Annotated in this window: 21 protein-coding genes; 14 read left to right on the forward strand and 7 right to left on the reverse strand. The window is 68.5% G+C overall.

The genetic code is table 11. The annotated features are described in order from the left end of the window. Positions 1-690 precede the first annotated feature (690 nt). Entirely contained in the window at positions 691-1308 is a 618-nt protein-coding gene (locus EV643_RS00350) for a hypothetical protein (RefSeq protein WP_133797899.1), read from the reverse strand. Beyond that, the gene (locus EV643_RS00355; RefSeq protein WP_133797900.1) at positions 1301-3220 is read right to left on the reverse strand and encodes an acyl-CoA dehydrogenase family protein; all 1920 of its coding nucleotides are present in this window, start codon (positions 3218-3220) and stop codon (positions 1301-1303) included. Before EV643_RS00355 ends, EV643_RS00350 begins: the two co-directional genes overlap by 8 nt. A 104-nt stretch (positions 3221-3324) precedes the next feature. Between EV643_RS00355 and EV643_RS00360 the strand changes: the two genes are divergently transcribed. From EV643_RS00360 to EV643_RS00405, 10 genes are all read left to right on the forward strand, one after another. Then, positions 3325-3735, forward strand: coding sequence for a TOBE domain-containing protein (locus EV643_RS00360; RefSeq protein WP_238165252.1), 411 nt, complete (start codon positions 3325-3327; stop codon positions 3733-3735). Continuing rightward, the gene (gene modA, locus EV643_RS00365) at positions 3732-4496 is read left to right on the forward strand and encodes a molybdate ABC transporter substrate-binding protein (protein WP_133797902.1); all 765 of its coding nucleotides are present in this window, start codon (positions 3732-3734) and stop codon (positions 4494-4496) included. Before EV643_RS00360 ends, modA begins: the two co-directional genes overlap by 4 nt. Next, complete coding sequence (modB, locus tag EV643_RS00370) at positions 4493-5305, forward strand: molybdate ABC transporter permease subunit (protein ID WP_133797903.1); 813 nt, start codon at positions 4493-4495, stop codon at positions 5303-5305. Before modA ends, modB begins: the two co-directional genes overlap by 4 nt. Beyond that, on the forward strand, positions 5302-6369 hold the full coding sequence (locus EV643_RS00375; protein ID WP_133797904.1) for an ABC transporter ATP-binding protein: 1068 nt from the start codon (positions 5302-5304) through the stop codon (positions 6367-6369). The genes modB and EV643_RS00375 overlap by 4 nt, the downstream gene beginning before the upstream one ends. A gap of 284 nt (positions 6370-6653) precedes the next feature. After that, complete coding sequence (locus EV643_RS00380) at positions 6654-7613, forward strand: catalase family protein (RefSeq protein ID WP_238165253.1); 960 nt, start codon at positions 6654-6656, stop codon at positions 7611-7613. 250 nt (positions 7614-7863) lie between these two features. Next, on the forward strand, positions 7864-10431 hold the full coding sequence (lanKC, locus tag EV643_RS00385; RefSeq protein WP_133797905.1) for a class III lanthionine synthetase LanKC: 2568 nt from the start codon (positions 7864-7866) through the stop codon (positions 10429-10431). A gap of 3 nt (positions 10432-10434) precedes the next feature. Next, positions 10435-10569, forward strand: a complete 135-nt coding sequence (locus tag EV643_RS00390; protein ID WP_133797906.1) for a SapB/AmfS family lanthipeptide — start codon at positions 10435-10437, stop codon at positions 10567-10569. 92 nt (positions 10570-10661) lie between these two features. Next, complete coding sequence (locus EV643_RS00395) at positions 10662-12659, forward strand: prolyl oligopeptidase family serine peptidase (protein ID WP_133797907.1); 1998 nt, start codon at positions 10662-10664, stop codon at positions 12657-12659. After that, complete coding sequence (locus tag EV643_RS00400) at positions 12656-14311, forward strand: ABC transporter ATP-binding protein (protein WP_133797908.1); 1656 nt, start codon at positions 12656-12658, stop codon at positions 14309-14311. The genes EV643_RS00395 and EV643_RS00400 overlap by 4 nt, the downstream gene beginning before the upstream one ends. 40 nt (positions 14312-14351) lie before the next feature. After that, a complete protein-coding gene (locus EV643_RS00405; protein ID WP_133797909.1) occupies positions 14352-16040 on the forward strand; it encodes an ABC transporter ATP-binding protein in 1689 nt (562 codons plus the stop codon). A 52-nt stretch (positions 16041-16092) separates the two neighbouring features. Here EV643_RS00405 and EV643_RS00410 read toward each other — a convergent pair whose 3' ends face one another. Further along, a complete protein-coding gene (locus tag EV643_RS00410) occupies positions 16093-16692 on the reverse strand; it encodes a response regulator transcription factor (RefSeq protein WP_133797910.1) in 600 nt (199 codons plus the stop codon). 595 nt (positions 16693-17287) lie between these two features. On the opposite strand from EV643_RS00410, the gene EV643_RS00415 reads away from it, so the two are divergent. Continuing rightward, positions 17288-17923: a transglycosylase family protein gene (locus EV643_RS00415; RefSeq protein WP_133797911.1), complete on the forward strand. Its 636-nt coding sequence runs from the start codon at positions 17288-17290 to the stop codon at positions 17921-17923. Positions 17924-17990: 67 nt separating this feature from the next. Here EV643_RS00415 and EV643_RS00420 read toward each other — a convergent pair whose 3' ends face one another. The 3 genes from EV643_RS00420 to EV643_RS00430 are packed head-to-tail and all read right to left on the reverse strand — an operon-like array spanning position 17991 to position 19895. After that, the gene (locus tag EV643_RS00420; RefSeq protein ID WP_238165254.1) at positions 17991-18638 is read right to left on the reverse strand and encodes a class I SAM-dependent methyltransferase; all 648 of its coding nucleotides are present in this window, start codon (positions 18636-18638) and stop codon (positions 17991-17993) included. Between the two features lie 10 nt (positions 18639-18648). Next, positions 18649-19293 (reverse strand): Pr6Pr family membrane protein, encoded by a 645-nt coding sequence (locus EV643_RS00425; RefSeq protein ID WP_133797913.1) that lies wholly within the window; start codon positions 19291-19293, stop codon positions 18649-18651. A 53-nt stretch (positions 19294-19346) separates the two neighbouring features. Further along, positions 19347-19895: a 2TM domain-containing protein gene (locus EV643_RS00430; protein ID WP_133797914.1), complete on the reverse strand. Its 549-nt coding sequence runs from the start codon at positions 19893-19895 to the stop codon at positions 19347-19349. 77 nt (positions 19896-19972) lie between these two features. Between EV643_RS00430 and EV643_RS00435 the strand changes: the two genes are divergently transcribed. The 3 genes from EV643_RS00435 to EV643_RS00445 all read left to right on the forward strand — a co-directional run bounded on the left by EV643_RS00435 (position 19973) and on the right by EV643_RS00445 (position 23346). Further along, positions 19973-20581, forward strand: a complete 609-nt coding sequence (locus tag EV643_RS00435) for a TetR/AcrR family transcriptional regulator (protein ID WP_133797915.1) — start codon at positions 19973-19975, stop codon at positions 20579-20581. 75 nt (positions 20582-20656) lie between these two features. Further along, complete coding sequence (locus EV643_RS00440) at positions 20657-21166, forward strand: AAA family ATPase (RefSeq protein WP_133797916.1); 510 nt, start codon at positions 20657-20659, stop codon at positions 21164-21166. Positions 21167-21243: 77 nt separating this feature from the next. Then, on the forward strand, positions 21244-23346 hold the full coding sequence (locus tag EV643_RS00445; RefSeq protein ID WP_133797917.1) for a molybdopterin-dependent oxidoreductase: 2103 nt from the start codon (positions 21244-21246) through the stop codon (positions 23344-23346). Here the strand turns inward: EV643_RS00445 and EV643_RS00450 are convergent. Beyond that, positions 23339-24355: a LacI family DNA-binding transcriptional regulator gene (locus EV643_RS00450; protein ID WP_133797918.1), complete on the reverse strand. Its 1017-nt coding sequence runs from the start codon at positions 24353-24355 to the stop codon at positions 23339-23341. The genes EV643_RS00445 and EV643_RS00450 overlap by 8 nt on opposite strands. Positions 24356-24444: the final 89 nt, after the last annotated feature.

Below are 24444 nucleotides of genomic sequence, written 5' to 3' on the forward strand. Positions count from 1 at the left end.
GTCGGCCGGGCCGGCTGATGATCTGGGGAGGTTTTTCGCGGTGACCGGGGAGGGTAACTGCCTCAGGACGGGTAGAAACCCGCCCCGAACGCCGAGCACCGCGAGGTCCGTCGCCAGACCGGCCAAGGCAGCCGAGCGAACTTGACGACAGGCCAGGTCGCCTAACTGAGCGGCATTGCGCCTAACCCCTCCGAGGTCTTCTGCCGGGCTCGGGGAATAGCTCAGGGGACGTCAGCGGGTCACACCCGGAGTTCCGCGAGTACGCGAAACGAGAAATCCCGCCGATGTACTGATCCCCAGCAGCATCAGTACATCGGCGGGAATAGAAACGCCGGTCGTGCCGGGCGTCGGTCGCCACCTCACTGGCGACCGGCTGCCCTTACGGCACGACCGGCGTCCTGCTGCGCCCCGAGAGGGCAGTTTCGGCCCGAAGGAAGGTGGTCTCCGACGCATTCCGCGACCGGCAGGGGAGGTACAGTCCGGCCGCGGACGAGAGTCGGTGTGGCCACCAGGAGCCTTTGTCGACGACCCGTCCGTCGTCGACAAGCAAGACGCTTTCATGTCCTACCGGCCAGTTGGAACGGTCGCGTTCAAACATTTGCATTGGCTTTTCAGAAGACCACGCTTTGTATACCGTCCACTACGGATAGTGGGGATGTTGCCTGCCGCAACAACAGAAAAGCCAGGCGGTCAGTACGGATAGGTGTCGTCGCGGCGGGTCGGGTCCATGTCCCAGAGGGAGAACTCGACCACCTTGTGGGACTCCTCGCCGCCGGCCGGGCTGAGGCCGATCGTCTCGTAGTCCTTCGAACCGAGGCCGTCCAGGTAGCCGAGCAGCTCGAACGCCGACCGGGCGTCCTCGATGTCGTCGATCACGTCCTCGTTCTGCGCCTCGTCGGCCCGGCTCCGGACGTAGGCGATGAACGCCTCCGGGTCGGTCACCACGAAGTCGTACCGGGCCTGGTAGCTGAGCCGCATCCCGTTCTCCGGGACCAGCGGTTCGTCCAGGCCGTCCAGCGCGTCGCCCTCGACCAGCTCACGGTAGTCGGCCGGATCGTCGAAGTCGTCCGGCCCGAGCGGCAGGTCTTCCAGTTCGTCGGGGTCGTACGAGTCGATGCCGAGGAAGATGTCACCCCAGCCGCGCTCGTGTACCGCGTCGGCGAGCATCCGGGCCTGGAGCCGGACGTTCTCGATCGCCGTCGTGGCCCGGAGGTCGTGCAGGTCCAGCGCGTCTGCCTGCGCCATCAGCACCTTGGCGAGTTCACGGGCGGCGTCGGCGGCCGACGCGGGCTCAATCGGCTCACTCATGCTGCGACGGTACAACCATCGGCACGTCGACCGCCGCGCCCGGTACGCCGAACGCGTCCACGAGACCGCCGGCGTGCGGCCGGACCAGCGCGCAGAGCTCGTTCACCAGCGCCGTGATCGCCTTCGACCGAGGGCCCGACAACCGGCCGTGCTCGATGTACCAGGCCCGGTCCGCCTCGATCGTGGCCAGCGCGTGCAGGTCGTACAACTCCTTCAGCCGATCCCGCGGTTCCCCTTCCGGAGCAGCCTGTACCGCGGCCGAGAACGCCTCCAGGACGACCCGGTCGACATGGGCGCGACCGGCCGCGATGACATGGTCCTGGCATCGGTTGAACACCTCGAACGGCTCGTCGCCGGCGTCGATCCCCGCCTTCAACCGCCGCGCCACCCCGGCCAGCATGTGCTCCTCGCGGAACCGCAGCATCCCGTCGTGGTACCCGTCGTCGCGCAGACCGGCATCCGGATCGGCCACGTCGGACCGGTTCGGCACGGCGTCGCGCAGCCGCTCGATCATCGCCCGCAGCGCGGTCTTCTCGACGGCGATCTCGACCGCCTGGGCCGCGATGAACCGGGCGGTGCCGAGCGGGTCGAGCTTCCCGAACGACTCGCGGTACCCGGTCAGCAGACCCTTCGCCACCAGTTGCAGTAGCACGGTGTTGTCGCCCTCGAAGGTGGTGAAGACGTCCGTGTCCGCCTTCAACGCGGCCAGCCGGTTCTCGGCCAGGTACCCGGCTCCCCCGCACGCCTCGCGGCACACCTGGATCGTCTCGGTGGCATGCCAGGTGCCGACCGCCTTCGTCCCGGCGGCCTGCGCCTCGAGGGCCCGACGATCATGCTCGTCAGCGTCGTTGCCGAAGACGCGGACGAACTCGTCCACCAGTTCGGCCTGGGCGAAGTGCAGCGCGTACGTCTTGGCCAGCAACGGCAACAACCGTCGCTGGTGCATCCGGTAGTCCAGCAACAGGGTCTCCTCGGAACTCCCGGGCGCACCGAACTGCCGCCGCTGGTCGGCGTACCGGATCGCGATCGTGAGCGCCACCTTGCTCGCGTTGATCGCGGCGCCGCCGACCGAGACCCGGCCCTGGACCAGCGTGCCGAGCATGGTGAAGAACCGCCGGTCGGGGTTCTCGATCTCGCTCCGATAGGTGCCCTCGGCATCCACTTGCGCGTACCGGTCCAGTAGCGCCGTACGGGGTACCCGGACCTGGTCGAAGACGAGCCGGCCGTTGTCGACGCCGTTCAGGCCGAGCTTGGGACCGCAGTCGCTGATCGTCACACCGGGCATCGGATCACCGTCGGCATCGCGGATCGGGACCAGCAGGCAGTGCACACCGTGCGACTCGCCGCCGACCACCAACTGGGCGAAGACCGCGGCCAACGTGCCGTGCCGGGCCGCGTTGCCGATATAATCCTTCCGCGCTCCCGGGGTCGGCGTGTGGATCACGAACTCCCCGGTCTGCTCGTCGTACGTCGCGGTGGTGCCGAGCGCCTGGACGTTGGAGCCGTGACCCGTCTCGGTCATCGCGAAGCAGCCGAGCAGGCGGCCCTCGATCGCGTCGGACAGGTACTCGTCGTGGTGCTGGGTGGTACCGAGGTGGAGGATCGCGCCCGCGAACAACCCGAACTGGACACCCGCCTTGACCATCAGCGAGAGGTCCCCGAACGCGAGCGCCTCGAATCCGGCGATGAACCCGCCCAGATCCGCCTGGCCGCCGTACTCCTTCCGGAAGCCGCGACTCGGGTGCCCGTCGGCGGCGATCAACCGCAACTTCTCCAGCACCTGGTCCCGGTACTCGTCCCGCGGCAGCCGCAGCCCCGCGTCGAGCAAATCCGCATGAGCCGCCAGCCCAGCGCGTACTACGTCGCGGGCGGACTTGTAGGGACCGTCCAGATACTCGCGCAACCCCGTCATGGGGACCAACCTATTGCGCCCGGGCGAGTACCGTCGCGGAAGCCCTCGGCGTTCGCGATCCGTGATCCGGAATCCCGTCCGCGATCCGCAGAATCGGCTCTAGAATGCGGAATGTGCCGAATTTGCGGATCAGCGAGGCGGCCGCGCTACTCGGAGTCAGCGATGACACCATCAGGCGCTGGGTCGAACAGGGCCGGTTGCCGGCCACCCAGAAGGGCGGGCGGATGGCCGTCGACGGTCGCGAACTGGCCGCGTTCGCCCAGCAACTGGCCGAGTCGCCGGAGCCCGGGGCGACCACGGCCGCGTCGGCGCGGAACCGGATGCGTGGCATCGTCACCCGGGTCGTCAAGGACACCGTGATGGCCCAGGTCGAGATGCAGGCCGGGCCGTTCCGGGTGGTCTCGCTGATGAGCCGGGAGGCGGCCGACGAGCTCGGCCTGGAGCCCGGCGTGGTCGCCGTCGCCTCGATCAAGTCCACCCACGTCGTCGTCGAGATCCCGGAGGCCCACCGATGATCCGCCGTACTCTGGCCGCTGCTCTGATCCTCGTCACCGGGCTCGCCCTCAGCGCTTGCGGCGACGACTCGTCCGCCGCGCCTTCGAGTGGCGCCCTCAACGGTCAGGTCAACGTCTTCGCCGCGGCCTCGCTGACCGGCACGTTCACCCAGCTCGGCAAGGACTTCGAGGCGGCCCACCCTGGCGTCAAGGTCGTCTTCAACTTCGCCGGCAGCTCCGCGCTCGCCCAGCAGATCAACCAGGGCGCCCCGGCTGACGTCTTCGCCTCCGCCGCGCCGAAGAACATGGACCAGGTGACCGACAAGGGCACGCCGACCACGTTCGTGAGGAACAAGCTCGAGATCGCCGTACCGAAGGGCAACCCGGCCGGTATCACCGGGCTGACGGACTTCACCGTGGAGGACCGCAAGATCGCCCTCTGTGCCGAGCAGGTCCCGTGCGGGGCGGCGGCGAAGAAGGTCTTCGAGGCGGCCAAGCTCACCCCGCGCCCCGACAGCCTGGAGCAGGACGTGAAGGCCGCGCTCACCAAGGTCAGTCTCGGCGAGGTCGACGCCGCTCTCGTCTATCGGACGGACGTCCTCGCCGCGAAGGACAAGGTCGACGGGATCGCCTTCCCCGAAGCGGACCAGGCCGTCAACGACTACCCGATCGCGACCCTGACCAAGGCCCCGAACCCGGCCGGCGCCAAGGCGTTCGTCGACTTCGTCCTCTCCGCCCAGGGCACAAAGGTCCTCACCGAAGCAGGCTTTGCCGCACCGTGAGATCTAGAAGGCGCACGCAGCGGGTCGGCGGGCGGTTGCCGCTGGTGCTGGTGCTGCCCGCCTTGCTCGGTCTCGCCTTTCTGCTCATCCCCCTGATCGGCCTGCTCGCGGAGGCCCCTTGGTCGACGCTCCCGTCGCGCTTGTTCAGCGCGGACGTCGGCCAGGCCCTCCGCCTCTCGGTGGTCTGCGCCAGCGTCGCGACCGTCCTCTGCCTACTCCTCGGCATCCCCCTCGCCTGGCTCCTGGCCCGCGCCGAGCTCCCCGGCCGGGCAGTGATCCGGGCGCTGGTCACGGTCCCCCTCGTCCTGCCCCCGGTCGTCGGCGGCGTCGCCCTCCTCCTCGTCCTCGGCCGGCGCGGTCTGGTCGGCGAACGCCTTGACCTGTGGTTCGGTTTCTCGTTGCCCTTCACCACAGCCGGGGTCATCGTCGCGGAGGCGTTCGTGGCGATGCCGTTCCTGGTGATCTCCGTGGAAGGCGCGTTGCGGGCCGCCGACCCGCGGTACGAGGAGGCCGCCGCGACCCTGGGCGCCGGCCGCTGGCTCACGTTCCGCCGGGTCACGCTCCCCTCGATCGCACCAGGGGTCGTCGCGGGCGCAGTACTGTGCTGGGCTCGCGCGCTGGGTGAGTTCGGCGCCACGATCACCTTCGCCGGCAACCTCCCCGGCCGCACGACGACGATGCCACTCGCCGTCTACCTGGCGTTGGAGACCGACCCCGACGTTGCCGTCGTACTGAGCATCGTCCTGCTACTCGTCTCCGTCGTAGTCCTCGCCTCGCTGCGCGAACGCTGGATCAGTGGTCTCAGATGACCCTGTACGCCGAACTGCGGGTGGCCCGAGCAGCCTTCTCCCTGGACCTGGCCCTCTCGGTCAAGCCAGGCGAAGTGGTCGCACTCCTAGGTCCCAACGGAGCCGGCAAGACGACCGCTCTCCGCGCACTGGCCGGCCTCCTCCCGATCGACGACGGCCGGATCCGGCTGGGCGACGACACCTGGGACGAACCGCCTCGCGTCTTCCGTCCGGCCGACCGCCGGCCGATCGGAGTCGTCTTCCAGGACTACCTCCTCTTCAACCACCTGACCGCGATCGAGAACGTGGCCTTCGGCCTTCGCGCCCGCGGCGTCGACAAACACATCGCCCGGGCCGACGCCCTCCGCTGGCTCGAAACCGTCGGCCTCGCCGACCACGCGCGCAGCCGTCCCCGGGCCCTCTCCGGCGGCCAGGCTCAACGGGTCGCCCTGGTCCGCGCCCTGGCGACCCACCCCGAGGTCTTGTTGCTCGACGAACCTCTGGCCGCCCTCGACGCCAGTACGACGCTCCACGTCCGCGCCGAACTGGGCCAGCACCTCAACCGCTACGAGGGCCGCACCTTGCTGGTCACCCACGACCCGCTGGACGCGATGGTCCTCGCCGACCGGCTGATCATCGTCGAACACGGCAAGGTCGTCCAAGAAGGCACCCCCACCGAAATCGCCCGCCGCCCTCGCACCGACTACGTAGCCCAGTTGGTCGGCCTCAACCTCTACCGAGGTTCCGCGTCCGGTACCACGGTCACCCTTCCTGGCGGCGGACTCGTGACGATCGCGAACCCCACCTCCGGCGGCGTACACATCGCCTTCTCCCCATCCGCCATCAGCCTGTACGCCGAACGCCCGACCGGCAGCCCCCGCAACACCTGGCCCGTCGAAGTAGCCGGCATCGAACAACACGCCCACACCGTCCGAGTCCGCCTCACCCCCACCGCCGACTCGGCCGCACCCCCAAACCTCCTGGCCGACGTAACCACCGCCGCCGTAGCCGACCTCCACCTACTCCCCGCCCGCCACCTCTGGGCCACCCTGAAAGCCACCGAAATCCAGACCTACCCCACCTAGCACGCCGACCCCAACGCAACGCGCTCTCGTCCCCCACACCTTGGAATCAGCAGCGGCCTGGGGAACCGTGAACACCTTGTCGGGGCTGCGTACACGGCACGTCATGTTCAAGCTCCCCAGTTCTTGTTCAAGCTCTCCACAGCCCGCGGAATTCCGCGGGGCGGGCGACGGAGGAGCGGCGGAGCTGGGCGGGTGGGTCCGGAGAACGTGAACTTGTTGCCTGGGGCAAGGGGGGTTGGGCGGATACTGGGAGGGTCCGCGTCAGCCAGGATCCGGGAGTGGCCGTGGTCGAGCCTAGTGTTGAGTGGCGGGAAGTGGTTCAGGCCGGGGAGCGGGAGCGGCATGAGGCTCAGGCGGCTCGGTTCGTGGAGTTGCAGGCGCGGAAGTCGGAGCGGTACGGGACCGGGCGGGCGTTGCATCGGAAGCAGGTCGCGGCGCTCCGGGCGACGTTGAGCGTGCCGGCGGACTTGCCGGAGTACGCGCGCCAGGGGTTGTTCGCCGTACCGGACAAGTACGACGCGTGGGTGCGGCTGTCGAACGGCGGGTTCAACCGTGCCCCGGACAGCGTGCCGGACATTCGCGGGTTCGCCGTCAAGGTGCTCGGCCTGAGCGGGCAGGCGGCGCTCGGCGGCGAGGCGCTGTCGCAGGACTTCGCGTTGATCAACCACGACCGCTTCAGCTCCGCCACCAGCGAGGACTTCGCGAAGGTCGTCGACCTCGGCAGCGGCACCCGGGGGCAGGTCCTCAGAGCCGTACTCCGGGATCTGGGCATGCTGAAGCAGCTGAGGCACGCAGTCGCGGCGCTCAAACAGCCGTTCAGCGGGTTCGCCACGCAGGACTTCTTCAGCGCCGCACCGATCGCGTTCGGGCCGTACGCCGTGCGGGTGAAGCTGGCCGCGACCGACGATCGGGCCAACCCGAACGCCGCCGACGACTGGGCCGTGGACGTCTACGACCGGCTGATCGACAGAGCACTCGATTACGACTTCCAGGTGCAGTTCTTCACCGACGAGCAGCGGACGCCGATCGAGGACGCGTCGGTGCGCTGGGACTCGCCGTACCTGACCGTCGGCCGGCTGACCATCCCGCGGCAGAAACCCGACGAGGACCTGGCCGCCGAGGTCGAATCGGCCACTTTCGACCCGTGGAACGCCCTTGTCCAGCACCGCCCGCTCGGCGAGGTGATGCGGGCCCGCAAGGTCGCCTACTTCGCCAGCCAGCGGCACCGCGACGCGAACGGCTGACCGGACAGCAAAGCCCGGGACGAACCACCACCAGCAAAGTTACGACCTGTTACGAGGATGGCACGGATCGGCAGGATGTTACGGCCGCTTCACCGCTCAAAGTGATCGCGATGTAACAAAGAGTGTTGACTTACTCATTCGTAGTGTGTGAGTTCTTCACGGCCTAGTCGTGACGTCATGCACTACGCCAGCCCTCCTCCCGCTGCCCAAGATGTGCGCGGGCACCGAGAAGAAGGGGGGCGATTCCGCCATGGAAAGTTACGAGCTGTACTGCCTGGCCGACCGGCGGTTCTACGACACTCCAGTCAACCGCGGCGATGAGCACCCGGATTTCGCGCTCTGCGACCGCCCGATCCCGGACGGTTGGGAACACGTCCCGGGCGAGATGTGGATGCACTACGCGCCCGCCGACCTCGTGCTCCCCGGCCAGGGCTGGAAGATCCACGTCTCGGCCGGCCTCGCCGACGCCGCGCGGACCCTCGACGCCGTTTGGGAGTACTGCGTCCCGCGCGGGATCGCGTTCAAGTTCCTCCGCAACGAGCCCGTCCTGGTGATGGTCAACTCGAAGTCCGCCCCGCGCGGTTCGAGCGGCAAGCTGGTGACGATCTACCCGGCCGACGAGGCGCAGCTGGAGCTGATCCTCAAAGAGCTCGACGGCATCCTCCAAGGGGTCCGCGGCCCATACATCTTGAGCGACCTCCGGTACGCCGAGGGCCCGCTGTTCGTGCGCTACGGCGCATTCGTCAGCCGGTACTGTCTCGACCCGGCGGGCGAACGGGTTCTCGCCCTCGAGGACGACCAGGGCCGCTTGGTCCCGGACAACCGCTCGCCGACCTTCACCACGCCGCCGTGGACCACGCTGCCGTCGTTCCTCGAGCCCCACCTGGAAGCGCGGAACTCGGTCACGACCAACGAGCTCGCGTACACGATCGACGGCGTCATCCAGTTCTCCAACGGCGGCGGCGTATACCTCGGCCACCACAACGAGACCAACGCCCGGGTCGTGCTCAAAGAAGGCCGTCCACTCGCAGGGCTCGACATGGGCGCCCGGGACGCGGTCGCCCGGATCGGTCACGAACGCGACATCCTGCAGCGCCTCGAAGGCCTCGACGTGGTCCCCAAGGTGCACGACTACTTCGTCCTCGGCGACCACCACTTCCTGGTCCAGGAGTTCGTCGACGCCAACCCGTTGCAGCGAGAACTCGTACGCCGCTACCCGCTGACCCATCCGCATACGACCGAGGCCGAGCTGGCGGAGTACGCCGAATGGGCCGCGCGGATGGTGTCCGACGTACAACGTGCCGTCGGCGAACTGCACGACCGCGGCGTCGTCTTCTGCGATCTGCACCCGGACAACGTCCTCCTCGCGACAGACGACCGCATGGTGCTGATCGACTTCGAGGTGGCCACCCTGGCCGAGGAGCAGGCGCGATCCGCGCTCGCCCATCCGGGGTACGCCGCACCGAGCGATCGCCAGGGTCCGGATGTCGACCTCTACGCATTGGCCTGTATCAGCCTCGGCCTGTTCGCGCCGCAGGCGACGATGCTGCTGCATCTCCATCCAGGCAAGGCGTTCCAGCTCGCCGACATGGTGACCGAGAGGTTCCCGGTCCCGCGCGCCACGATCGACGAGGCAGTCCGGACGATCGTCGGCCCGGACGTCACGTCCGATCCGGAGATGGAGTCGCTCGCGCTCCCCGGCCGCGCCGACTGGCCCGCGGTACGGGACGCACTGACGAAGGCGATCGTGGCCAGCGCGACCCCGGAGCGGGACGACCGTTTGTTCCCTGGCGACATCGCCCAGTTCCAGCCGGGCGGCGGGACGAACATCGCCACCGGCGCCGCAGGAGTCCTGTACGCCTTGGCGAAAACGGGCGCCGGCCGCTTCCCGCAGTACGAGGAATGGCTGCGGGACCACGCACTCTCCACCGACACCGGACCCGGCCTGTACGACGGGTTGCACGGCGTCGCCCATGTTCTCGGAGAACTCGGGCATCGTCAGGACGCGCTGGACGTGATCGACAGGTCGCTGACCGACGAGTTCCACCTGCGCGAGCTCGGGCTGCACTCAGGACTCGCGGGGATCGGCCTCAACCTGCTGCACTTCTCGGCCGACGAACCAGGTCTCAAGACGAAGGCGGTCCGCGTTCTCGACCTGGTCGCCGACCGCCTCGGTGACGTGACCGACGTACCGGAGCTGAGTGGCGAAGGGAAGCCGCGAGCGGGCCTGATGTACGGGTCATCCGGACCGGCCCTGCTTTTCCTCACGGCATACGAACAGACCCGCGACATCGGATTGCTCGACCTCGCGGAAACGGCACTGCGGCAGGACCTCCGACGCTGCCTCCGCACCCCGGACGGCATGCTCCAGGTGAACCAGGGCTGGCGCACACTCCCTTATCTGGAAGAGGGTTCGGCCGGGATCGCGCTTGTTCTCGACCGCTTCCTCCGGCATCGCCCGAGCGAGGAGCTCGCCGCCGAACTGGCCGCCCTCCGCCTGGTCACCCGCTGCTCGTACTACGTCCAGCCGAGCCTCTTCATGGGTCGCGCCGGCCTGCTGCTGACGGCCGCCGGGCTCGGCGACTCGACCGACGACCTGATCCGCGGCCTCGGCTGGCACGCGTTGCCGTTCGAGGGTGGTCTGGCCTTCCCCGGCAACCAGTTGCTCCGGTTGTCGATGGACCTGGCCACCGGATCCGCCGGCGTCCTGCTGGCCCTGGGAACCGCGCTGCACGACGCGCCGGTGTCCCTCCCGTTCCTCGGACCTCCCCAGTGGTCCGAGTCCCCAACCCGACGATCTGCACCAGAGGAGGTGTAAAACATGGCACTTCTCGACCTTCAGGGCCTGGAGACCCCGGGCTACGGCGGCGGCCACCACCACGGCGGCTCCACGCTGACCGTGCTGGGCTGCGGTTCCCACCGTCCGAGCAACCTGAGCCTTCTGCTCTGCCACTGATCGGACAGCAGTCACCGAGGTTCCGAGGCCCTGGGCGGGCGGCATACCTGCTCAGGGCCGAACCTGCGTTCACCTGCGGGAGGAAGGCGAGCATGCAAGAGCAGAGTTATCCCGACGCACGGCGGTTGCCGCTGGTCGAGGAGTTGCACGGGCATGCCGTCGCCGACCCATATCGCTGGCTCGAGGACGCGAACAGCACGGAAACCCAGCAATGGCAGGCGATTCAGGACGAGCTGTGGCTGAACCATGCCGCCTCCCTGCCGACCCGGTACCGCTTCCGCACCCGGGTGAAGGCCCTCTCGAACGTCGGCTCAATCAGCGCCCCAGTCTGGCGCGGCGACCGCTGCTTCGTACTACGCCGGACGGCCAAGCGGGAGCATGCCGTCCTCTCCGTCGACGACCAGGTGCTTGTCGATCCCCTTCAGCTCGACCCGAGCGGACGAACCACTCTCGACAGCTGGCAGCCCTCGCCCGACGGCTCGCTGCTCGCTTTCCAGGTCTCCCGCGGGGGCGACGAGCAGTCCGTGCTGTACGTGCTCGACGTGACCACCGGCCAACTGATCGACGGTCCACTCGACGGCTGCCGCTACTCCCCCGTTGCCTGGCTTCCGGACGGGAAGTCCTTCTACTATGTGCGATTCCGCCGAGTCGTCCGACATCACCTCGGCTCACCCGACGAGATCCCGGTGCTCACCGACGAAGCGTCGTACGGGCTGGATCTCAGTGCGGACGGGCGATCGCTGACGATCTCGGCGGTGCGTGGCGCGGCCAATGATCTGTGGCTGCAGGATCTCGCGAAGGACGAGCCGCCGCTGCCGGTCCAGGTCGGCGTCGATGCGATCACGGTGATGTCTGTCGGGCACGACGGGCGGCTGTACGTCGTGACCACGCGCGACGCCCCGACCGGGCGGATCTGCGTGGGCGATCCCGAGCGACCCCTGGTCTGGCACGACTTCGTGGCCGCGGATCCCGAGGCGCCGCTGAGCAGTCTGGCCGTGCTCGACAAGGTCGTCCTGGTCGGCCGGACCCGGCGGGGTATCGGCGAGATCGCGATCCACGATCTGGTCACCGGTCGGCCGCTCGGTGAAGTCCCGTTGCCTGGTGCCGGTTCGGTCGGCTCGCTCTCCGCGCGACCGGAGGGCGGGACGGAGGTCTGGTTCAGCTACACCGACAGCGTCACGCCTTCCGCGGTCTACTGCTACGACGCCGGCTCAGCCCGAACGACGTTGTGGTCGGGGCCGCCCGGCGTGGTCGGCGTACCGGAGGCGGAGTCGACTCGGCTCGACTTCACGTCTGCCGACGGGACACCGCTGCAGTTGCTTGCCGTCGGCAAACCCGGGCAGCACGGGCCGCGTCCCACCATCCTCTACGGGTACGGCGGATTCGGGCAGTCGCTCACTCCGACATACTCCGCGTTCGCCCTCGCCTGGGTTGAAGCAGGCGGGGTCTTCGTGACCGCGACCCTTCGTGGTGGTGGGGAAGGTGGTGACGCGTGGCACCGGGCCGGGATGCTGTCGAACAAGCAGACAGTGTTCGACGACTACGTCGCGGCGGCCGAGTTCCTGATCGCCTCGGGGTGGACGACGCCGGATCAGCTGGCCTTGTGCGGTGAGTCGAACGGCGGGCTGCTCGTCGGGGCGGCGTTGACGCAGCGGCCGGAGTTGTTCGCCGCCGCGGTGTGTTCGGCGCCGCTGCTGGACATGGTCCGCTATGAGTTGTCGGGGCTGGGTGAGAGCTGGGTGCCGGAGTTCGGGTCGGCCTCGGATCCGGTGGCCTTCGAGAACCTGTTGTCCTACTCGCCGTACCACCGGGTGAGCCAGGGTGTGAAGTATCCGGCCGTGCTGTTCACGGTCTTCGGTGGTGACACCCGCGTCGATCCGCTGCACGCTCGGAAGATGTGCGCTGCGCTTCAGCATGCGACCGACGGTCAGCGGCCGGTTCTGCTCAGGCTGGACGCCGACGCCGGCCACGCGGCGGGATCGGCGAGCCAAGGAATCGGCCTGGCCGCCGACATGCTCGCCTTCATCGCCGATCAGATCGGACTCGCTGACCAGATCGGACTCGCCGGCCAAACAAGGTTGCGGCCATGACGATGACCTTCGGGGCGGTGATGCGGCACGGTCGGGGCTGGTTGCCCTTGATCGGTATCACCGCGCTGATCCAGAGCGGCGTGACCCTCGCGCTGCCAGCCGTACTCGGCCGCTCGGTGGACGCGATCGTTGCAGGCAGCGGCTACGGACGCTGGCTCTGGATCGCCTGCACCTTGGTTGCCACCGGCATCGTTTGCTCGCTGGTCGATGTATTCGCCGGGACGGCCTGTGTCGCGGGGACGACCGCCTGGCTCCGGCACGGCCTGGTCCGGCATGTCGTCCGAGGCGGTCCTGAAGGTACCCGCAATCACGAGACCGGCGACCTGGTCAGCCGCGTGTCCGGGAACGCGGTCGACGCCGCACAAGCAGGTCCGGCCGCGGTGACCGCGCTCGCGGCCGTCGTACCGCCGGTGGGAAGCCTGGTTCTGCTGGCGATCATCGACCCCTGGCTGGCCGCGGCCTTCTTCGGCGGGGTGGTGCTGGTGATCGGCGTCCTGTGGGTGTTCGCCCGCCGGACGGCCGAGATCAGCCTTGCCTACCAGGAGACCCAGGGCCGGATCGCCTCGCTGCTGACCGAATCGCTGACAGGCATCCGCACGATCCTCGCCGCCGGGACCAGCCGACGCGAGGAGAGTCGCATCCTCACCCTGCTGCCCGAGCTGCACAAGCACGGTCTGCTCACCTGGCGGATCCTCGCCCGCTCCGGCGCGCAGGCCGCTATCGTCGGCCCGCTGGTCCTGGTCGCGGTTCTCGCCGTCGGTGGACTCCAGCTCGTCGACGGCCGGATCACAGCCGGCGAGCTGTTCGCGGCCAGCCAGTACGCCGTACTGGGGGCCGGCCTCGGCAGTCTGACCGGTGTCATCGGCGAAATCGCCCGAGCCCGTGCCGGCGTGCAGCGAGCCGCCGAGGTGTACTCCGTCGAGTCGATCGCCCACGGCACACTTCCGTTGCCCGCTGGGCCGGGGCGGCTGACCTTCGACGAGGCGACCGTGGTCGTCGGCGAGACCGTGTTGCTCGACAATCTCACCCTTGACATCCCCGGTGGCGCGACCGTTGCCGTGGTGGGGCCGAGTGGCGCCGGGAAGTCGGTGTTTGCCGCGTTGGCCGCGCGACTTCGTGATCCGACGACCGGACAGGTGCTGCTCGACGGGATTCCGTTGCCCGCGGTCCATCGGCGTGCGCTGCGTACTGCGATCGGCTGCGCCTTCGAACGGCCGTTGCTGGTCGGTTCCACGATCGGCGACGCGATCTCCCACCATGCGGTGAACACGGTCCGGACCCTCGCCGCGGCGAGAGCCACGCATGCGCACGACTTCATCAGCCGTCTCCCCCACGGCTATCGCACACCGTTGCCCAGGGCACCCATGTCCGGCGGCGAACGGCAGCGTCTCGGCCTGGCCCGCGCCTGGCCCGCGAACCGGCTGCTCGTCCTCGACGACGCCACGTCCAGCCTCGACACCGCCACCGAGATGCAGATCAGCAAGACCCTCACCGAGGACCGCCACCATCGCACCCGCCTGATCGTCACCCACCGCCCCGCCACCGCGGCCCACGCCGACCTGGTCATCTGGCTGGAGCACGGCCGGCTCCGTGCCTTCGGCCCCCACGACGACCTCTGGCAGGACCCGGCCTATCGCGAGGTGTTCGGATGACCACCGCGCGCGGTACACAGCCTTGTGGGGTGGTGTGGCCATGAAGCGCGAGCTGAGCTACGGCGCCACCGCGTTGAAGAAGCGGGCAGCGGTGCGGCTTGCGGTCTGGTCGGTGCCGGAGATCCTGCCGACCGCCCTGTACGGCGTCGCGGTCGCCCACGCGACGGACAGCTTCCTCGCCGGACAAGCCTGGCAGGGCATCGCGTGGTTGGGCGGGCTGGTCGCGACCGCGTTCCTCGGCGCCGCGGGTTCTCACCAGGTCTACGGGCGGCTTGGCGAACTGGTCGAGCCGCTGCGTGACGATCTGGTCCGGCGGGTGGTGCGTGGTGCGTTGCGTACTGGCGACGACGCTGCTGTCGCACGGCTGAACCGGCAGGTCGAGATCGTCCGCGACACGTTCGCCGGGCTCGTGTTGGTGATCAGGAACTTCGCGGTCACCCTGATCGGCGTACTGACCGGCCTGTTGTCGTTGGCGCCGGTGATCGCGGGATTCGTCATACCGCCGTTCCTGCTGGGATTCGCCGCCTCGCTGGCCGTACTCGGACTGGCGGCCGAGCGGATGCGCACGTCGTTGCAGGCCGACGAGGAGCTGGCGGCGACGGCCGGGATGGCGTTCGGGGGCGTGCGGGACGTGACCGCGATGGGCGCCGAGGAGTTCGCCGAGCGCCTGGTCGGCCGGCCGATCGACAACCAGGCCGAGGCCGAGCGCTCGCTGGCCAAGGTCGCGGCGCTGCGGACTCTGTGCTTCGCCATCGGCGGCTGGGCCCCGCTGCTGATCCTGCTGGCGGTCGGACCGTGGCTGGTCGGCCGCGGCGTCAGCACCGGAACGCTGCTCGGCGGCCTCACCTACGTGCTGATCGGCCTCCAGCCCGCGCTCAGCACCGTGATGGGCGCGCTCGGCGACAGCGGTCTGCGGTACGTCGTGACGCTGGGCCGCATTCTCGATGCGCAACCGCCAACGGACCCCGCGCGACCGGTGGTCGAGTCGAGAGGTCACCAGGTCAAGTTGCGCGGCCTGACCTTCGCCTACGGCCCGGCCGCCGAACCCGTACTGGCCGATCTCGATCTGACCGTGACCGAAGGGGACCACCTCGCCGTCGTCGGGCCGAGCGGGATCGGCAAGTCCACTCTCGCGGGACTCATTTGCGGGATGCTCGCGCCGACCAGCGGACGCCTGCTGCTCGGCGGTGTACCGCCCAGTGAGTTGTCCACGGAACGGCTGGCGCAGACACGGGTGCTGATCCCGCAGGAGGCCTACGTCTTCAGCGGCACCGTCCGTGAGAACCTGAGCTATTTGTTGCCCGACGCAACGAGCTCCGAGGTCGCCCAGGCGGTTGAAGCAGTCGGCGCCGGCCGGCTCGTGGATCGGCTGGGCGGACTGGGTGCGCGGGTGAAGCCGAACGAGTTGTCCGCTGGTGAACGGCAACTGATCGCTCTCGCCAGGGCGTATCTGTCGCCCGCGCCGCTCGTCGTACTGGACGAGGCGACGTGCTTCCTCGATCCGGAGGCGGAGCGGCGGGCAGAGGAGGCGTTCGCGGCGCGAGGCGGCACATTGATCGTGATCGCGCACCGAATCAGCTCGGCGTTGCGGGCCCGGCGGATCCTGGTGCTGGACGGCAACAAGGCCGCGATCGGCAACCACACAACGTTGTTGCGGACCTCACCGCTCTACCGCGAGCTCCTCGGCCACTGGCAACCAGGCAGCGACCGAATCCAACCGGCCTCCTGAGCCCAGACCCAGCCCACGCGCCTCAACAACAGCCAGCGCCTCAGCTCGGCGATCAGATCCAGCCCGCGTCCTGGGCCTTGCGGATGGCTTCGATGCGGCTGCGGGCGCCGGTCTTGGCGAGGATCCGGGACAGGTAGTTCCGCACCGTGCCGGCGCTCAGGCTGAGCGTCCGGGCGACTTCCTGTGCGGTCGCTCCGGTGGTGACCTGGCGCAGCACCTCACACTCCCGCTCGGTCAGCGGATTGTCGCCGGCCCGCAGCGCCGCGACCGCCAGCCGTACGTCGACCACCGGCAGCCCCTTCGCGACATCTCGCACTGCCTCGACGAACTGCTGCGGCGTCGCGTCAGTAGCGATCAGCCCGATCCGCGGCGCCTGCTTGACCAGCGTCATACTCGTCGCCGCGATCGCCTCGTGGTCGACCAGCACCAGGACACCCCGGCCGGTCAGCTTGCGGCTCAGATCCTCGACGCCGATCTTGCCCGGCAGCTGCGGATCGAGCACCACCACGTGCGGCCGCAGCCGGACCGAGGTCAGCACGTCGTCCGAGCGGTCCAGCTCCGCCGCTACGTCCAGATCGGTTTCCTTTGACAACACCGCGGCCAGTGCACCCCGCACCAACGGGCCGCGGTGGCCGATGACCACACGGATCACCGCTTACTCGCCCCCAGTCATCGCTCGCCTCAACAACGGGGCTCTCCCACGCCCGTCCTTCGATCAACGAGCGAACACCGCAGATGACACGCGGATATCCCGCTGCCGCCCCGGTCGAGGCCATTGGCAAACGTTTGATCGCGACAGCCGTTTCTACCCGTTGCCCCGAGCGCCCAAACACCTCGACACAAACGGGTGGAAACCGTTCTGTTGTTGGGGTTTTCGCTTTGTTACGTGGAGCGAAAGTTTGACCGGAACGGGCCGAAAGGGTTGCGTTTCGGCCGCACGTCGAGCACGATGAGGCAGTCGCGCCGTTACCGATGCGTGACCATTCGGACGCTGTCTCGTGACATCGGCCGGATGCCGTCCCCTGCACCCCGAAGGGAGTGGTAGCTCACCAGACTGCGGAGCCCGGTGCGGCCGCCGAACCGAGGACGGCCGGCGATCCGAGCCTCACGCACCCAGGTGACAAACCACCTTCACCTCGACGGGACCTGGCGCACTCCGGCCCTCGAGGTCTCGGGGTCAGTGCGCACGCGGCTGAATCAGCCGGGCTGAAGTTCACCATGCCCAGCTCATGAGGAGCAGAACTCTGATGTCCAAAGCTCGACACGCCCGGCCGCGGCGCAGTACCCGCCGGATCGTCCGGACACTTTCCATCGCCGGCCTCGGTGCCGGCATCACCGCCGCCGGCGCAGGCGGCGCGTTCGCCACCGGCGACTACACGGTCAAGGCCGGCGACACCCTCTCCGAGATCGCCGAGGCCTACGGGGCCGACTGGCACCAGCTGGCCGAGATCAACAACCTCGCGGACCCGGACCTGATCCTGATCGGCCAGACGCTCAAGCTCGACGGCTCGAAGAAGGCGACCGTCCGGCAGTCCGAGCGCAGGACCAAGGCGAAGAAGACCGAGACCCGGGTGCGCAAGTCCGAGCGCACCACGCCGCGGAAGCGCGCGAGCCGGTCCGAGTCGAACCGCACCACCGGCAGCGTGTCGATGAGTGCCGCCTGGCGGAAGGTCGCCCAGTGTGAATCGGGCGGCAACCCACGCGCGGTGAACCCGGCCGGCTACTACGGGCTGTTCCAGTTCGACCGGCAGACCTGGCGCAGCGTCGGCGGCAGCGGCAACCCGGCGAACGCGTCGGCCGGCGAGCAGTTGATGCGCGCGAAGAGGTTGTACGCCCAGCGCGGCGCCCAGCCCTGGCCCGTCTGCGGCAGGTACCTCCGCTGACTCCCTAGTCCGGCGCCCGGCCGGTGCGGCGAGAAGGAACCACTCACCGCACCGGCTAGGGCACGTGTCAGTGCCGGGTCAGGACCAGCATCTCGTTGGCACCGGCCTGGAACTCGTACGGCACCTCGCGAATCTCGGCCCGCACCTCATCGCTCAGTCGCTCGAGCAGCCCGGGCAGATACGGCACCGGATCCCCAGCGCCCTGCTGCACCAACGGAAACACCCGCACCTCCGACCGCGAGACCCGGATCAGCTCCCGCAACGCGGCAAGGTGCCACTCCTCGTCGTACTTGTCCGACCAGGTGAACAGCAGATGCGAGCACAACACCAGCTCGAACCGCTGATCCCCGAACGGCAACTCCGGCAGACTCCCCGGCACGTACCGCTCCGGGGATGCGGATACGTCCTGCAGGAACCGATCCGCCGCCTCGATCCGCAGCTCATCCTTCCGCTCCGGACTCCCGTACCAGTGCCAGACGAAACTGCCCGCATGCGCGTCGACGATCGCGGATCCGGCCGGCAGACTCCGCCGTACGGTATCGACGAGTTCGTTCGCCGGCAGCTCATACGTCGGATCCACGGCGACGGCGTCCACCCCACGAGCGGCCGCTTCGGCGGTGAACCCAGCCCCACCGGCACAACAGTCCAGCACGGAATCGGGTAGCTCGGTCAGATCGAACATCGCCTCGTACTCGGCGTACGAACGGGATGTCACCAGCAAGGTTCTACCTCTCGACGGTTGTCCTTGTGCGCAGCCGGCGATCGAGTACGGTCGCCCCGGCCGCCAGAGCCAGGAACAGTAGCGCGACCAGCAGACAGTTCAGCAAGACCCTGCCATACCCATGCTCGAGAACATCCACGAACGGGTAGGGGTAGAACCCGGTCCCCTCACCGCGGATCAGCGTGAACACCAGCCACGCCAGCGGAAACACGAGCGTCCACCCGACGACCCGCGGATCCGTCCGACCGCGCGGCCCGAACAACAGCCAGCCCAGTACGCCGAGCACCGGGGTTGCCGTGTGGAGGACGAAATTCGTGAACGCGGCGGCGCCGGACAGGTCATCGAGATCGGCGAGCGCCACGTGGTAGACGATGCCGGTCACGGCTATGCACAGCACGCCGTTGAGGCGGAGGGTCCGGAACCACGTCGACTCGGGGATCGACCCGAGCGCCAGAACCAGACAGGTCGCGCCGAGGATGATGTTGGACTGGATGGTGAAGAAGGCGAACACGTTCAAAACGCGCTCCGGGTTCTCCTTGTAGAAGCCTTCGGTGCTGTCCGCCGTGACAAAGCATTGCACCACCACGCCGACCACGACCGCCAAAGCGGTGAGCCCGAACCAGACCCGCCCTGCCAGGGACTTCGTCATGGACGAAATCTACGATGCCGAGGCGGATCCGGCCGGGATATCGGTCGCGTCGGTCAGGCCGAGGTGACTTTCTCCTTGTGCTCCTCGTCCGTGTCCACGCCGTAGCTGAAAGACACGAACCCGTCGATCAACAGCACGATCGTCCACGTGTACGCCGGGCCGAGCAGAGCGTCGTACCCCTTGCCGGACAGCAAGCCGAGGGAGACCATCACACCGCAGCCGACCGCGTAGGCCAGCAGGTGCCGGTACCAGCCCTGACGCTCCTTGCGCACCTTCTCCCTGGTGCCCTTGCGCGGCTTGACCGGCTGCGTCGCCCCAGCGAACTTGTGCGCCGCCCAGGCGTCGGCCCACTTCAGCGTGCTGTGGCCGAAGCCGACACTGACGCCGATGAAGATCGCGGCCAGTGAATGCTTGAACGAGGGCTCACCACCCTGCCGGATGTCGATCACACTGGCGACCAGCATCACGACGTCGACCAGCGGAACGCCGGCCAGCAGCACCAGCCCCGCCTTGGGTAGGCGGAACAGATAGCGCGCCGCCATCCCCGCGGCGAGCAGGACCCAGAAGCCGACCTCACACGCGGCGATCACAGCGAGCAGCACGACGTTCTCCCCTCCGATTTATTTGGTACGACCGTGTTGATACAACGACGATAACACAGGTGTGCTAAAAAGAGCAGGTGCCCAAGATCGTCGATCACGAAGCCCGCCGCGCGGAGATCGCCGAGGCGCTCTGGCGGGTGGTCCGCCGGGACGGCATCGGCGGCGCCTCGGTCCGGACCGTCGCCGCCGAAGCCGGCTGGTCACCGGGAGCGGTCCGGTACTACTTCCCCGATCAGGAAGGGCTGCTCAACTTCGCGATGGACCTGGTCTCGCGCCGCGTGCGGGAGCGGATCGGGGCGATCGAGGCGATCGAGGCGACCGGCACCCTGACCGAGATCGCGTTGCGCTACCTCGAGGAGGTCATCCCGCTCGATTCAGAGCGGGAAGCCGAGTTCGAGACCTGGCTGTCCTTCATCGCCCAGGCCCTGACCGAGACCGGCGCCGGCGGTCTGCGCGATCACCTCGGCCCGGTCCAGGACGGCCTGCTCGAACTGTGCCAGAGCCTGATCACGGCACTGTCGGACGGCAACACACTCCGCGCGGGTCTCGACCTACAGTTGGAGGCCGAACGCCTGCACGCATTGGTCGACGGCCTGGCCCTGCACGTCGCCGTACAACCCGGCCGTACGACGCCGGCCCGCGTGCACCAGATCCTCATCGCGCACCTGGAAACCCTGCAGCCCTGACGATCTGGCACACAACGGACAATCCACTGGACCAGGGCTGACCAAAACCTTGTCCTGCGTGGCACGATCCACCCTATGGAGTCGGAGGGGGTGATCGTCGTCAGCGGGATCATGGCGGCGGGCAAGGCGACCGTTTCCCAATTACTGGCCGAGCGGTTCGAGTACGGTGTTCATCTGCGGGGTGAGGTGTTTCGCCGGATGATCGTCAGCGGCAAGGCGTCGGCCGGTGCGGACGATGGGGCGGAGGCACAGAAACAACTCAAGCTGCGGTACCGGCTCGCCTGCCAAGCGGCCGACCGTTATGCGCAAGCCGGGTTCACCGTCGTACTGCAGGACGTCGTGATCGGGGAGCTGCTGCGCGAGTTCCTGGACGCGATCGAGAGCCGGCCGCGGTACCTCGTCGTACTGACTCCGCGCCCGGACGTGATCGCGACCCGGCTCGGTGGTCTCTCGGTCGACGAACTCGACTACGAGCTGCACGCGTTCAGCCCGCGCCGCGGATTGTGGCTGGACAACTCCGACCTGTCCCCGGCCGAAACCGTCGACGCCATCCTGGGCAGGCTGGACGAGGCCCGCTTCGATTAGCACGACTGGATTGGGCGCACGGTTGGAGGGCCGCGGTTGGACTGGTCGGCTCGGCTACTCAAGGGTAGTTTGGCTGAATGGCAGCCACCGTGCGCAGGACCTCGTGCAACTTGTGTGAAGCCATCTGCGGCGTGCTCGTCACCGTCGAGGACGGCCGGGTGACGGACATCCGCGGCGACGAGTCGGATCCGCTGTCCCACGGGCACATCTGCCCGAAAGCGGTCGCGCTCAAGGACCTCCAGGAAGACCCCGACCGGCTGACGACACCGGTACGCCGTACCGCGGACGGCTGGGAACCGCTCGGCTGGGACGAGGCCATCGAGTACGTCGCGTCCCGGCTCGGCGAGATCCAGCAGCAGCACGGGAAGAACGCGGTCGCGGTCTACCTCGGCAACCCCAACGTGCACAGTCTCGGCGCACTCACCCACGGACCTGCCCTGGTCCGCCTGTTCCGGACCAGGAACCGGTTCAGCGCGACCTCGGTCGACCAACTCCCGCACATGCTCGCCAGCCACCTGCTGTATGGCCACCAGTTGATGGTCCCGGTCGCGGACATCGACCGGACGTCGTACCTGCTGATGCTCGGGGCGAACCCGCTGGCCTCGAACGGCAGCATGATGACCGCGCCCGGATTCGGCCGGCGGCTCAAGGAACTGCGCAACCGCGGCGGCAAGGTGGTCGTGATCGACCCACGCCGGACCGAGACGGCTGCGGTCGCGGACGAGCATCACTTCGTCCGGCCGGGGACGGATGCGGCGTTCCTGCTCGCCCTGATCCACCAGGTGATCGCCGACGGGCGCGCCGCGCCCGCGCAGTACGTGGACGGGCTGGAAGCCGTCACCGAGGCGGTCGCGGAGTGGACGCCGGAGCGCGCGGCGGAGGTGACCGGGATCGACGCCGAGACGATCCGCCGGATCGCGGCCGAGTTCGCCGCGGCTGACCGGGCGGCCTGCTACGGGCGGAACGGAGTGTCGACGCAGCAGTTCGGCGCGATCTGCCAGTGGGCCGTCCAGGTGCTCAACATCATCACCGGCAACCTCGACCGGCCGGGTGGCGCGATGATCCCGCGGCCGGCCGTCGAGACGTTGCGGTTCCTCGGTCGCGGTCACATCGGCGTCTGGCAGAGCCGGGTGCGCGGGCTGCCTGAGTTCGGTGGCGAGCTGCCCGCGTCCGCGATGGCCGAGGAGATCCTGACGCCGGGCGACGGGCAGATCCACGCGATGCTCACGATCGCGGGCAATCCGGTGCTGTCGACGCCGAACGGCCGCAAACTCGACGAAGCCCTCGGCACCCTCGACTTCATGGTCTCCGTCGATCCGTACATCAACGAGACCACCCGGCACGCGGATGTGATCCTGCCGCCGACTCCCCCGCTCGAACGCGACCACTACGACGTGATCTTCCACCAGCTCGCCGTCCGGAACACCGCCCGCTGGAACGACGCCGTACTACGCCGCCCGGCGGACTCCCGGCACGACTGGGAGATCTTCCGCGATCTCGGGCTGGCGGTGTTGCGCCGTACTCCGCTGAGCCGGCGGAAGCTGACCATGTCGGCAAGGTTGCGGTTGTCGCCGAAGCGACTCGTGGACCTCGGGCTGCGATCCGGGCCGTATCGGTTGTCGGTGGGCAAGCTGCGCCGATCCCCGGGCGGGGTGGATCTCGGGCCGTTGCAGCCGGCCCTGCCGCAGGCGCTCCACACGAAGGACAAGCGGATCGATCTTGCCCAGCAGATGATTCTCGACGATCTGCCCCGGCTGCGCGAGTCGTTGGTTGTACTGGGCAACGGAGACGACCTGCTGCTGATCGGGCGGCGGCATCTGCGCAACAACAACTCCTGGATGCACAACTCGGCCCGGCTGGTGAAGGGCAAGCCGAGGCATCAGCTGCTGATGAACCCGGAGGATCTCGCCTGTCGCCAACTGGTCGACGGGCAGCTGGTCGAGATCACCTCGGCGGCCGGATCGGTCTCCGTTGAAGTTGCCTCTAGCAACGACATGATGCCGGGTGTGGTCAGCCTGCCGCACGGCTTCGGCCACGGCCGTCCCGGCGTACGGCTCACCGTTGCGAACAAGGTCGCCGGGGCCAGCGCGAACGACGTCACCGACCCCGACCTGATCGACGCCGCCGCGGGCACGGCAGCCCTCAACGGCGTCCCGGTGAAGGTGACCGCGGTCAGCTAGCCGGCGGCGGGCCGGAGCTCTCCCGGACGACCAACTGAGGTGTCGAGTACAGGTGCGCTTCGGGACGCGCGCCTTCGAGCAGGTCGAACAGGCGATGCGCGACTTCGCTGCCGTAGGCAACTATGTTGTGGCTCATCGCGGTCAGCGTCGGGTGGGTCAGCCGGCACAGCGTCGAGTCGTCCCAGGCCACCAGCGTCACGTCATCCGGCGCCTTCAGCCCGAGACCGTTCACCACCGACAGCCCCGCGATCGCCATCAGGTCGTTGTCGTACACGACTGCAGTCGGCCGAACTCCCTCGGTCATCAGCTTCCGGGTCGCCGCCGCTCCCGACTCGCCGGAGAAGTCGGTATGCACGACGCGGGTTTCGAGCCCGAGCCGCTCGCTCGCCGAATTGAAGGCCTGGTCCCGGATCCAGACATGACCATGATCGGACGGTCCGGCCACCCGTCCGACCAGCCGGTGCCCGAGCGACGCGACATGGTCCAGCGCGGCGTTCATCGCGGACGTGGCATCGGTCCAGACACATGTCATCCCGTCGGCCAGCGACGGATCGCCGACCAGCACCGCGGGCAGCCCGACCTTGCGCAGCAGTGGAATCCGCGGATCGTCGACCCGTATGTCGACCACGATCACACCGTCCACCCGGCGCTCCGCGGCCCACTTGCGGTACGTCGCCATCTCCTCGGCGATATCCGGTACGACCTGCAGGGCGAGCGCGTACGACTTCTCCCCCAGCACCTCCTCCACCCCGCCGACGAAGCCCATGTAGAACGGCTCCTCGCTGAGCGTCTTCGCGGACCTGGCCAGCACCAGGCCGAAGGTCTCACTCCGCGCGGCCGACAACTGGCGGGCAGCCCGGTTGGGCACCCACTCCAGCTCCTCGGCCACCTTCAGCACCCGCGCCCGGGTCGCCTCGGAGACGCCCGGCTGATTGTTCAGCGCGTACGACACAGCCCCCTTGGAGACCCCGGCCCGCCGGGCGATCTCCTTGATGGTCACTCTGGCCACAACAGCCTCCTCACCCCGGGCGGCCCGGACCACTCTGCATCTGGTTGGCCCTCATTGTGCGGCCATCCCCTACACAGTGTCTGCAGGTA

It is taken from the genome of Kribbella caucasensis (assembly GCF_004361855.1).
GTDB classification, from domain to species: Bacteria; Actinomycetota; Actinomycetes; order Propionibacteriales; family Kribbellaceae; genus Kribbella; species Kribbella caucasensis.

Bases quoted from the DNA above. Each gene is read 5' to 3' on its own strand.
- EV643_RS00350 (WP_133797899.1), bottom strand. From the start codon at position 1,308: ATGAGTGAGCCGATTGAGCCCGCGTCGGCCGCCGACGCCGCCCGTGAA.
- EV643_RS00355 (WP_133797900.1), bottom strand. From the start codon at position 3,220: ATGACGGGGTTGCGCGAGTATCTGGACGGTCCCTACAAGTCCGCCCGC.
- EV643_RS00360 (WP_238165252.1), top strand. From the start codon at position 3,325: ATGCGGAATGTGCCGAATTTGCGGATCAGCGAGGCGGCCGCGCTACTC.
- modA (WP_133797902.1), top strand. From the start codon at position 3,732: ATGATCCGCCGTACTCTGGCCGCTGCTCTGATCCTCGTCACCGGGCTC.
- EV643_RS00375 (WP_133797904.1), top strand. From the start codon at position 5,302: ATGACCCTGTACGCCGAACTGCGGGTGGCCCGAGCAGCCTTCTCCCTG.
- lanKC (WP_133797905.1), top strand. From the start codon at position 7,864: ATGGAAAGTTACGAGCTGTACTGCCTGGCCGACCGGCGGTTCTACGAC.
- EV643_RS00390 (WP_133797906.1), top strand. From the start codon at position 10,435: ATGGCACTTCTCGACCTTCAGGGCCTGGAGACCCCGGGCTACGGCGGC.
- EV643_RS00395 (WP_133797907.1), top strand. From the start codon at position 10,662: ATGCAAGAGCAGAGTTATCCCGACGCACGGCGGTTGCCGCTGGTCGAG.
- EV643_RS00400 (WP_133797908.1), top strand. From the start codon at position 12,656: ATGACGATGACCTTCGGGGCGGTGATGCGGCACGGTCGGGGCTGGTTG.
- EV643_RS00405 (WP_133797909.1), top strand. From the start codon at position 14,352: ATGAAGCGCGAGCTGAGCTACGGCGCCACCGCGTTGAAGAAGCGGGCA.
- EV643_RS00415 (WP_133797911.1), top strand. From the start codon at position 17,288: ATGTCCAAAGCTCGACACGCCCGGCCGCGGCGCAGTACCCGCCGGATC.
- EV643_RS00425 (WP_133797913.1), bottom strand. From the start codon at position 19,293: ATGACGAAGTCCCTGGCAGGGCGGGTCTGGTTCGGGCTCACCGCTTTG.
- EV643_RS00440 (WP_133797916.1), top strand. From the start codon at position 20,657: ATGGAGTCGGAGGGGGTGATCGTCGTCAGCGGGATCATGGCGGCGGGC.
- EV643_RS00445 (WP_133797917.1), top strand. From the start codon at position 21,244: ATGGCAGCCACCGTGCGCAGGACCTCGTGCAACTTGTGTGAAGCCATC.